Origin of the sequence: [Clostridium] symbiosum ATCC 14940 (assembly GCF_000466485.1) — a bacterium.
GTDB lineage: Bacteria > Bacillota > Clostridia > Lachnospirales > Lachnospiraceae > Otoolea > Otoolea symbiosa.
Genome location: NZ_KE993003.1, coordinates 10958 through 18920, shown reverse-complemented (window position 1 = coordinate 18920; position 7963 = coordinate 10958). Strand labels below are relative to the sequence as shown.

8 protein-coding genes and 1 riboswitch are annotated in these 7963 nt (G+C 46.1%); all 8 genes read right to left on the bottom strand.

What is annotated here, in order from left to right; translation table 11 throughout:
- Positions 1-136: 136 nt before the first annotated feature.
- On the bottom strand, positions 137-1567 hold the full coding sequence (gene purB, locus CLOSYM_RS18375) for an adenylosuccinate lyase (protein WP_021643292.1): 1431 nt from the start codon (positions 1565-1567) through the stop codon (positions 137-139).
- A gap of 118 nt (positions 1568-1685) precedes the next feature.
- Positions 1686-2402, bottom strand: coding sequence for a phosphoribosylaminoimidazolesuccinocarboxamide synthase (gene purC / locus CLOSYM_RS18370; protein WP_003504354.1), 717 nt, complete (start codon positions 2400-2402; stop codon positions 1686-1688).
- A gap of 124 nt (positions 2403-2526) precedes the next feature.
- The gene (locus CLOSYM_RS18365) at positions 2527-2898 is read right to left on the bottom strand and encodes a hypothetical protein (protein WP_242828701.1); all 372 of its coding nucleotides are present in this window, start codon (positions 2896-2898) and stop codon (positions 2527-2529) included.
- Positions 2899-3168: 270 nt separating this feature from the next.
- Positions 3169-4443: an EAL domain-containing protein gene (locus CLOSYM_RS18360; RefSeq protein WP_021643288.1), complete on the bottom strand. Its 1275-nt coding sequence runs from the start codon at positions 4441-4443 to the stop codon at positions 3169-3171.
- A 232-nt stretch (positions 4444-4675) separates the two neighbouring features.
- On the bottom strand, positions 4676-4996 hold the full coding sequence (locus CLOSYM_RS18355) for a hypothetical protein (RefSeq protein WP_003504346.1): 321 nt from the start codon (positions 4994-4996) through the stop codon (positions 4676-4678).
- An 87-nt stretch (positions 4997-5083) separates the two neighbouring features.
- A complete protein-coding gene (gene dapB, locus CLOSYM_RS18350) occupies positions 5084-5839 on the bottom strand; it encodes a 4-hydroxy-tetrahydrodipicolinate reductase (RefSeq protein WP_021643287.1) in 756 nt (251 codons plus the stop codon).
- A 22-nt stretch (positions 5840-5861) separates the two neighbouring features.
- Positions 5862-6746, bottom strand: a complete 885-nt coding sequence (gene dapA / locus CLOSYM_RS18345; RefSeq protein WP_003504342.1) for a 4-hydroxy-tetrahydrodipicolinate synthase — start codon at positions 6744-6746, stop codon at positions 5862-5864.
- A gap of 122 nt (positions 6747-6868) precedes the next feature.
- Positions 6869-7041: riboswitch (Lysine riboswitch) on the bottom strand.
- A 257-nt stretch (positions 7042-7298) separates the two neighbouring features.
- The gene (locus CLOSYM_RS18340) at positions 7299-7793 is read right to left on the bottom strand and encodes a cob(I)yrinic acid a,c-diamide adenosyltransferase (protein ID WP_009296433.1); all 495 of its coding nucleotides are present in this window, start codon (positions 7791-7793) and stop codon (positions 7299-7301) included.
- Between the last annotated feature and the right edge of the window lie 170 nt (positions 7794-7963).

The window sequence follows — 7963 nt, the reverse complement described above, 5'->3', positions numbered from 1 at the left end:
CCCCGCAGCAATTCATTCCGTCCGGATTCCCCCTCCACGTTCAACCTCCCACAGGGATGGAAGACTCAGCCATCCCCCTCACCACATCCGACATGGTCCGTTCCGGACGCGTCCTCCAAACCTCAGTTAAATCTCATTATACATTAATCTCCGCCTTCACGCCCAATTCCGCCTGATTAGCATCCAGCAGAGGCCGAATCACCTCATCAAGGAATTCTTCCACCTGCTCTTTTGCGCGTCCGGTGTATCTGGAAGGCTCCATTGCCCTGTTTAACTCTTCCAGCGTCAGATTAAATGCCGGATCGGCGGCAATCAGTTCCAGGAGATTATTATCAAGACCTTTTTCCTTGACATTCTTACCGGCCTCCATGGAAAGCGTACGGATCTTCTCATGCAGTTCCTGCCTGTCTCCGCCTGCCTTTACGGCATCCATCATAATATTCTCCGTAGCCATGAAAGGAAGTTCGGACATCAGCCGTTTTTCGATTACTTTCGGATACACCACAAGCCCGTCTACTACATTCAGATAGAGATCCAGGATTCCGTCGATTGCCAGGAAACCCTCCGGGATGCTGAGGCGCTTGTTTGCAGAATCATCCAGGGTCCGCTCAAACCACTGGGTGGACGCAACCATCATCGGGTTCATCATATCGGCCATTACATAGTTGGCAAGAGACGCCATACGCTCGCTTCTCATCGGGTTTCTCTTATATGCCATGGCAGAGGAGCCGATCTGATTCTTTTCAAATGGTTCTTCCACTTCTTTAAGATGCTGGAGAAGGCGGATATCGTTGGAAAATTTATGGGCGCTCTGCGCAATGCCTGCCAGGACGTTCAGCACGCGGCTGTCAATTTTTCTGGAATAGGTCTGGCCGGATACCGGATAACAGCCTGCAAATCCCATCTTGTCGGCAATCCTCTGATCCAGCTTCCTGCATTTTGCATGATCGCCGTCAAACAGCTCCAGGAAACTGGCCTGGGTACCGGTCGTTCCTTTAGAACCTAATAGCCTCAGGGAATCAATGAGGTAATCGAGATCATCCAAATCCAGTTTCAGCTCCATCATCCACAGAGTCGCCCTCTTGCCCACCGTCGTCGGCTGGGCCGGCTGGAAATGGGTAAATGCCAGCGTCGGCTGCGCTTTGTACTTATCGGCAAATACGGCCATCTCATGGAGGACGTTGATCAGTTTCCTGCGCACCAGCTTCAGCGCTTCCGCCATAATAATAATATCCGTGTTGTCTCCCACATAGCAGGAGGTGGCGCCGAGATGGATAATACCTTTCGCCTGCGGACACTGGACACCATATGCGTAGACATGGGACATAACATCGTGACGCACCAGCTTCTCTCTCTCTTTTGCCACTTCAAAATTAATCTCGTCCTGGTGCTGCTTCAATTCGTCAATCTGTTCCTGTGTGATAGGAAGGCCGAGTTCCTTCTCCGTCTCCGCCAGGGCAATCCACAGCTTTCTCCAGGTTCTGAACTTTTTCTCCGGTGAGAAAATATACTGCATCTCTTTGCTGGCATAACGCTCTGAAAGGGGGCTTACGTATCTGTCGTACATGATTTTACCTCACTTTTCTATTTCTGGCCGCACCGTCTTGACTCCGGTGCATAAAACCGGCTTCCACCATTCATTATAGCGGAAGCCGTGTCTGTTCTCAATTGCTGTTTCGCCGGTATTACTGTCTGTCGGCAATTCCAAGACGTCTGAATACTTCATTGTATGCGTCTTCCACATTGCCCATATCGCGTCTGAAACGGTCTTTATCCAGTTTTTCATGAGTCTCTTTATCCCAGAGACGGCATGTATCCGGTGATACCTCGTCAGCCAGGATAATCTGTCCATGATAACGGCCGAATTCAATCTTAAAGTCGATTAACTCGATACCAAGCTCACCGAAATATTTACGCATTACTTCATTAACCTTGAATGCATATTTTGTAATTGTGTCTATCTCTTCCTCCGTGGCCAGTTCCAGAGACAGCGCATAGTATTTATTGATAAACGGATCGCCTAAATCGTCGTTCTTGTAGCTGAATTCCAGGGTTGGACACTTGAATTCGATTCCTTCTTCCATGCCCATCTTCTTTGCAAAACTGCCTGCGGAAAAGTTTCTGATAATTACCTCCAGCGGTACAATCTCCACTTTCTTAACGGCCGTCTCCCTGTCGCTTAATTCCTCTACTAAATGAGTCGGCACTCCCTCCGCCTCAAGCAGTTTGAAAATGTGATTTGTCATACGGTTGTTGATTGCGCCCTTGCCTACGATAGTTCCCTTTTTCAGTCCGTTGAATGCTGTGGCGTCATCCTTGTAATCTACAATTAAAACGTCCGGATCTTCAGTTGTGTAAACTTTTTTTGCTTTTCCTTCATATAACAAATCTACTTTTTTCATCTGCATTCACCTGTCCTTTTTATTTATAAGTTTTCAATATAAAAGAGCTTCATTTCAGTAGAAATTATAATACAATGGCTGAGTAAAATCAATACTGTGTTTTATTAAATTAATTAATAACCACTCAGGGGCGGGCATTATGAATCGCATTATCATCCGCACGCTCCGTCTCGGTTCTCTGGTGGAAAAAAATGATCTCCCCGCTTTTGATACGGACGGAAATACGGAAAACATCAAAAAAACGGCCGCCATTCTCTGTACCGTAATCGAGGATTGTCTGTGTGTCCTTAAGTTCCTCCACCGTCAGAAATGCCTCTTGGAATGCTCCCACCGCGGCCAGATACAGCACAGCGGCCAAAAAAATCATTGATAAAGCCGCTCTTCTTTTCCTGCTCCTTCTAAGCCGGAGCTTCCTGAAAAAATGTATCAGGCTCCTGCGTCTCTTTCTCCGTAAACGGCTGTTTCGTAAATCATCTGCATGTTTGGGCAACCGCATCGTCTCCTTTGCTGCTGCCTCTCCCGCAATATCCAGTCTCCAACCTAACTATAGCGGATTTCTGCAAAAATGTAAAGAAAAAGCGGACATTCTGAAAAAAACCAGTAACCGTTCAGCCATGATGTATTCCGCGAGGTGTTTTCGCTGTTTTTTGCGAAAATCCCGAGTTGTGCGGCGCGAAACGGCGTTTTTTTTGCCGTTTCTGTGCATCATTTGTTGCGGTTTAGCCGAAGGCTGAACTGTAACAAAAACCAGAAAATCCGCCAAAAATTATATTTCCGCCTTCTCATTGCCTATGATAAATCTCTGTTCAAATTCTTCTGCAGGCATTGGTTTATAAAATACAAAGCCCTGAATGTAATCGCACCCCAATTCCTTTAGGATATCCACGTAACCCCTTGTCTCAACGCCTTCTGCAATTACTTTCATCTCCAGCTCTTTGGCTGTCTCCACAATATGTCTGATAAGAATGCGTTCTCTGGTATCCGATTCATTCTGAAAAAGCGATCGGTCGATTTTAAGCGTGTTCAAATCAGCATTGGTAAGCACACTGAATGATGAATATCCGCTTCCGAAATCATCCAACGCGCAGCTGAAACCGAACTCTCTTAATTGCTTCACAACGCGGCTTACAAGCTCCACCTGGTTAAGGACAATACTCTCCAGAAGTTCAAACTCGATGCAGTCTTTGGGACATGGCACCTTATTATAAACCTCCTTATAGTGGTCCAGAAAGTACCGGTAATTAAACATGTTGCTGGAAAGATTCACACTGATCCGTATCTTTTTTCCGTAGAGATCGATCCATTTGTTAATATAACGGCATACCTTTTCAAATAAATATAAATCCAGATCACTGATCAGGCCGTTGCGGACCAGCTCCGGAAGAAATTCACCTACCGGAATCATCCCCCGCTCCGGATTTATCCATCTGACCAATGCCTCGGCTTCATGAATTTCCCCCGTTTTCAGATCCACTTTCGGCTGCAGATAAAGCTTGAATTCCTCATTTTCCATTGCCGGCTGAAGCATTTGTTCAAAATCATAGCTTGTCAGATTCTTATCCTGATATGTCATTCCATAGACTTCCATATGGGAATTCCTGTAGGCAGTCTCCGGACACTCAGACCGGCAGATATCGGCATTATATTGGGCCGTGAAATAATCGGCAGGTTTTTCGGGCAGCAGATATATTCCCATTCCCATATATACCTTGCCGGTCCCCTCATTATACGGCATATCCCGCACGTGGGCATTGAAATCAATTAAGTAATGAAATATTTCATCATAGTCCTTCGACAGCTTCACCAGCATACTAAAGCCGTCCACAGAAATTCTGGCGACATACTCATCTTCCTTTGTCCATTCGGAAATTGCCTTATATACTTTTTCAACCAGCCGGTCCCCCGCCTCTCTCCCGAAAAGCCGGTTAAAAATGCGGAATCGCTTTATCTTCAAGCTAATCAGCGCATATTCTTCCGGATTTTTCCCGCAGACCTCCTCATATTTTTCCCGGAGCCACTGCTCATTTTTCATATCAATCATGATATTGTCCTCTGACTTATGTATTATTCTGTATATATTCTAACTTCAATTCTACCACTAAGACTCTGTTTTCACAACGGTGAAACACTTACTTCGCCAACTTTTCATTATCCGCCGCCACCAGACGATAACCTGCACGCACCGCGCACAGCTTACCGGCATCAAACGAAAAAAACAACCCGGCCGGAAATTCATCTTTCCCGACCAGGCTGTCTGCTGCTTTTTCAGTCGTTTAATCACCCACTGAACTTTCCATTGTAGAGGAAACCGTACCGTCGTCTACAGCATGTTCCACTCCGTTTTTTATGTCCTCTGCACCGTCTTTAATGTCGTCGGCAAGTCCGTCAAGCACTCCTGTGCTTTCTCTCGCATCGGTACCGTTTGTCGGTCCGTTTGCCATACCGCCTTCGGTGCTTTCCGCACTGATTGCAGACTGAGACTGTCTTGTGGATTCGGTCGATTTCGTATTATTACGTCCGTCACCGCATCCGGATGCTAAAGCCATAACAAAAATGAGCATAAGGCCTAAAACGATCTGTCTTGATTTTTTCATAATAACATCTCCTTTCTACCACATAGTATGTACAGCGGAGAAAGGATTTATATTGTCAAAAACTGGAAATTTCTTTTCAGGCATTCATCAGCCTATCACATCGGCCATCGTATACAATCCAGGCTCTTTTCCGGCCAGGAACTTGGCGGCCTGAATTGCTCCCTTGGCAAAAATTGCTTTTGAATAAGCCGTGTGGGAAAAGGTCACCACCTCATCTTTTCCTGCAAAAATCACATCATGTTCGCCGACAATGGAGCCGCCGCGGACTGCCTGGATGCCGATTTCTTTTTTATCGCGTTTTACACGCTCGGCCGATCTGTCATATTTATAATGATAGGCATGATCCATCGCTTCATTGATGGAATCCGCCAGTGCAATCGCCGTGCCGCTCGGCGCATCCACTTTCTGATTATGATGCTTTTCTACAATTTCAATATCAAAGTCAGCCGCGGCCAGAACCTGCGCAGCCTCCCTTACGAGTTTCAGAAGTACGTTGACCCCCAGGGACATATTGGCGGAGCGCAGTACCGCTGTCCTCTCAGCCACTTTTGCAACACGGCTGATCTGCTCTTCAGACAGACCTGTGGTACAGACCACCGCGGGCATTCCCGTCCTTTCACACCAGCTGAGCATCGTATCGGCTGCTTTGGCAATTGAAAAATCAATCATAACATCGGCTTTAACGGTACACTCGTCAAGTGACGTAAATACCGGAAAGGATGTATCTTTATTATCTGCAATATCTATGCCTGCCACAATGGAAATATCTTCATCATTTTCCGCAAGCCCTGCAATTACTCTTCCCATGGCTCCATTGCAGCCATGCATAATCGCTCTTACCATCTTATGCACCTCCGCTTTTCCATTAAAGAAGTCCGTAATTTACCAGTTCTTTTCTAAGTCTTTCTTTATTCTGCGGTTCCATCTCCACCAGAGGTTTACGGAACGGGCCTACTTCCTTGCCCATCATATTCATTGCCTCTTTAACCGGAATCGGATTCACTTCACAAAACAGAGCATCGATTAAAGGTATGGCATCGAGCTGCATCTTTGTGCTTTTTGCCGCCTCGCCCTTGAAATAAAGTTCACACATGTCATGAACCTGGCGCGGAGCGATATTGGATAATACGGAAATTACGCCCTTGCCCCCCAGGGAAAGAAGCGGAACAATCTGGTCATCGTTGCCGGAATACAGATCGACCCATCCGTCCGAAAGACTTGCTATCTTTGCAATTGAAGAGAAATTACCGCTGGCCTCTTTTACGCCCACGATATTTTCCACATTTTTGCAGAGATCCACGATGGTCTCAGGGTTGATATTGATCCCGGTTCTTCCCGGAATGTTATAGAGCAGTATCGGAATCTTAACCGCCTCTGCGACCTCGGTAAAATGGATTCTAAGGCCCTTCTGCGTGGATTTGTTATAATAAGGGGACACAAGTAAAAGTCCGTCCGCCCCTGCCTCCTCCGCACACTTTGAGAGATAGACCGCCGTTGCCGTACAGTTGGAGCCTGTACCTGCAATGACCGGAATCCGTCCGTTAACCACATCACAGGTGAATTTAATCTCCTTGATATGTTCGTCATGAGTCAGCGTCGCCGACTCTCCTGTCGTTCCGCAGATAATAATACTGTCCGTTCCTCCTGCTATCTGCTCTTCCACGAGTTCTTCCAGCTTGGAATAATTAATTTCCCCGCTCTCTTTAAATGGCGTTACCAACGCTACTCCTGCACCTTCAAAAATTGACATTGTGATATCCTCCTTCAATCTGTAGTCAGACTTCCTGGTTTATCCGGGATTCACAGGCATTCTCTCTTATTCCTGCGAATAAATAAAGCTGGCACGTCGGCCAGCTCAAAATGTACAACAAATGATCCCGTAGCTCCCCATCGTTTCTGATGACAGTCATATGATTATTCATCATATGCCCAGAACAGCACTTGCAGATACACTGTTCTTCGGCGTCTTTCCCTTTCCACGGTCATCTACTGTTCCTGCCACATCCGGCCGCTTACTGATGATCGACGCAACCTCTACCTCAATATATTTGTTCTTATATTATCATTACTTCCGGTTCTTGTCAACTGTGAGGTTTGACAATCTGTAAATACAGGGAACAGTACAGCCATGATGTATTCCGCGAGGTGTTTTCGCTGTTTTTTGCGAAAATCCCGAGTTATGCGGCGCGAAACGGCTTTTTTTGCCGTTTCTGTGCATCATTTGTTGCAGTTTGGCCGAAGGCTGAACTGTAACAAATACAGGGTTCCAGATTCCCTGATTCAATAAATGAAAAAAACAGTTTCAGATATTGGTATCATTCTCAATCCTTGTAACCACATCGGCATGTTCCTTCACCTGCGGGGGACAAACCTTTCCTGTCAGTATCAGGCTCACGTTCTCTTCCCTCAGGGAAAGCATATTCGAGAAATCTTCCATGGACATCAATTCCAAATCCAGAACCCCGAGAAATTCATCTAAAATCAGTAAGTCACATTCGCAGGTGGTCAGTACCTTCTTGGCAAAATTAATACCATTCTGGATATTAATCCGCTCTTCCTGCTTCTGTGATTCATTGAGTGTGTTAAAGTAGCCGCACTGCTTCTCAAAGCGGAACACTTTCATATCAGGTTCCAGACGCTTCAGCCATTCTGATGACTCCGGGCTTAATGCTCCCTTTAAGAACTGAATCATAATTACCCTTTTATTCTTTGTTATCGCTCCGATCCCCTTGCCCAGAGCCATAGACGTCTTTCCAACCCCGTCGCCGCAGATAACCTGAACAATTCCCTTATCCATATACAGCTCCTCTTTAATCTGTGTTTTACCGGTAATCATTATGCTGGCAAGTCTGAGATGTAACGCTGTTACGTTACTTTACCAGGCCGACTTATTCTAGCACATTTTTACTGCATTTGCAAGTATCTGTTACAGCTCAGCCTTCGGCCAAACTGCAACAAATGATGCAC